Source organism: Pseudomonas sp. SIMBA_068 (genome assembly GCF_046534705.1).
Lineage (GTDB): Bacteria > Pseudomonadota > Gammaproteobacteria > Pseudomonadales > Pseudomonadaceae > Aquipseudomonas > Aquipseudomonas putida.
In genome coordinates, this window is sequence record NZ_JAWRYI010001897.1 from 1 (window position 1) to 229 (window position 229).

1 protein-coding gene is annotated in these 229 nt (G+C 63.3%); it reads right to left on the reverse strand.

The annotated features are described in order from the left end of the window. A partial coding sequence (locus SB756_RS36370; protein WP_410914111.1) for a response regulator transcription factor occupies window positions 1-229 on the reverse strand: 229 nt, incomplete at both ends.

The following is a 229-nucleotide window of genomic DNA, read 5'->3' on the forward strand; positions in this document are numbered from 1 at the left end:
CTGCATTCTGGCTGCCGCCGGGGCCTGTGCCGGCTGGCCGACACCCAGCGCCTCGGCCTTCTTCACGAAGTCGGCCAACGAGCGCGAGTCCATCTTCTTCATCGCCTGTCCGCGGTGAATCTTCACAGTGATTTCGCTCAGATTCAGTTCTGCCGCGATCTGCTTGGTCATCAGGCCGCTCGCCACGAGCGCCATTACCTCGCGCTCGCGCGCAGACAGCGTTGCATAG